The 1,991-nt window shown below is 66.9% G+C and carries 3 protein-coding genes and 1 pseudogene; all 4 read left to right on the forward strand.

Going from position 1 to position 1,991, the window contains the following annotated elements:
* Window positions 1-47 precede the first annotated feature (47 nt).
* A complete protein-coding gene (rplD, locus tag GX015_RS09230; protein ID WP_291344578.1) occupies window positions 48-698 on the forward strand; it encodes a 50S ribosomal protein L4 in 651 nt (216 codons plus the stop codon).
* Entirely contained in the window at window positions 698-1,003 is a 306-nt protein-coding gene (gene rplW, locus GX015_RS09235; protein WP_060925527.1) for a 50S ribosomal protein L23, read from the forward strand. Before rplD ends, rplW begins: the two co-directional genes overlap by 1 nt.
* A gap of 37 nt (window positions 1,004-1,040) precedes the next feature.
* Window positions 1,041-1,883, forward strand: coding sequence for a 50S ribosomal protein L2 (rplB, locus tag GX015_RS09240; protein WP_046650855.1), 843 nt, complete (start codon window positions 1,041-1,043; stop codon window positions 1,881-1,883).
* Between the two features lie 14 nt (window positions 1,884-1,897).
* Window positions 1,898-1,991, forward strand: a pseudogene (locus GX015_RS09245) (ribosomal protein S19 family protein); the annotation flags it as partial.

A 1,991-nucleotide genomic window follows, 5' to 3' on the forward strand; every position in this document is an offset into this window, starting at 1 on the left:
GGCGGCCTCCTGGTTGTCAAGACCGCTGTGAAGGGTGGTGCTCACGCATGACGAACCTCAAGCTTGACGTCCACACCGCCGACGGTGGCGTGAACGGCTCCGTGGAACTCCCGGCCGAGATCTTCGACGCCGAGGTGTCGACCGCCCTGATGCATCAGGTCGTCGTCGCCCAGCGCGCCGCGGCTCGCCAGGGCACCCACAAGACCAAGACCCGCGCCGAGGTGCGTGGCGGCGGCCGCAAGCCGTGGCGCCAGAAGGGCACCGGCCGCGCCCGCCAGGGTTCGATCCGTGCTCCGCACTGGACCGGCGGCGGCGTCGTCCACGGCCCCACGCCGCGCGACTACTCGCAGCGCACCCCCAAGAAGATGAAGGCGGCCGCCCTGCGCGGCGCCCTGACCGACCGAGTCCGCCACGACCGCATCCACGTGGTCGAGGAGCTCGTCGCCGGCCAGACCCCGTCGACCAAGTCGGCGCGCACCTTCATCGAGCGTCTGACCGATCGCAAGTCCGTGCTGGTCGTCCTCCCGCGCGAGGACGTCACGGCGTGGAAGTCCGTCAACAACCTGGCGAACGTCCACACCCTGTCGCAGGACCAGCTCAACACCTACGACGTGCTGAAGGCCGATGACGTCGTGTTCGCCGTGCAGGCGCTCAACGAGTTCATCGCCCGCAACACCGGTGCGGAGGAGGAGAAGTAATGGCCACCATCGCGGATCCCCGTGACATCATCATCGCCCCGGTCGTGTCGGAGAAGTCCTACGGACTGATGGAGCAGAACGTCTACACGTTCCTGGTCCACACCGACGCCAACAAGACCCAGATCAAGATCGCGGTCCAGGAGATCTTCGGCGTGAAGGTCGCCAGCGTGAACACCGTCAACCGTGAGGGCAAGCGCAAGCGCTCCCGCACCGGTTACGGCCAGCGCAAGGCCACCAAGCGCGCTTACGTGACTCTCGCGGCCGGCAGCGATCCCATCGACATCTTCGGCGGTTCGGCCGCCTAACGGCTGGTCGACGAGGAAGTTAAGGAAGAGCAAAAGTATGGCTATTCGCAAGTACAAGCCGACTACGCCGGGTCGCCGCCAGAGCTCCGTCTCCGAGTTCAGCGAGGTCACTCGCTCGACTCCCGAGAAGTCTCTGCTGCGCCCGCTGTCGAAGACCGGTGGCCGCAACGTGCACGGCCACATCACCACCCGTCACAAGGGCGGTGGCCACAAGCGCCAGTACCGCGTCATCGATTTCCGCCGCAACGGCAAGGACGGCGTGCCGGCCAAGGTCGCTCACATCGAGTACGACCCGAACCGCACCGCCAACATCGCGCTGCTGCACTACTTCGATGGCGAGAAGCGCTACATCATCGCGCCGAAGGGCCTGAAGCAGGGCACCATCGTCGAGTCCGGCGCCAACGCCGACATCAAGGTGGGCAACAACCTGCCGCTGCGCAACATCCCGACCGGTACGACCATCCACTGCGTCGAGCTGAAGCCGGGCGCCGGCGCCCAGCTCGCCCGCTCCGCGGGTGCGTCCATCCAGCTGCTGGGCAAGGAGGGCAAGTACGCCATCCTGCGCATGCCGTCCTCCGAGATCCGTCGCGTCGACGCGCGCTGCCGCGCCACCGTGGGTGAGGTCGGCAACGCCGACCAGATCAACATCCGCTGGGGCAAGGCCGGCCGCATGCGCTGGAAGGGCTGGCGCCCCTCCGTCCGCGGTGTCGTGATGAACCCGGTCGACCACCCGCACGGTGGCGGCGAGGGCAAGACCTCGGGTGGTCGCCACCCGGTGTCGCCGTGGGGCCAGAAGGAAGGCCGCACCCGCAAGCCCAACCGCCCGAGTGACGGGCTGATCGTCCGTCGCCGTCGCACCAACAAGAACAAGAAGCGCTAAGGAGGGAACAGAGAATGCCACGCAGCCTTAAGAAGGGCCCGTTCGTCGATGAGCACCTCCTTGCGAAGGTGGACGCTCAGAACGAGAAGGGCACCAAGCAGGTCATCA

This window comes from Corynebacterium sp. (assembly GCF_012837295.1).
GTDB lineage: Bacteria > Actinomycetota > Actinomycetes > Mycobacteriales > Mycobacteriaceae > Corynebacterium.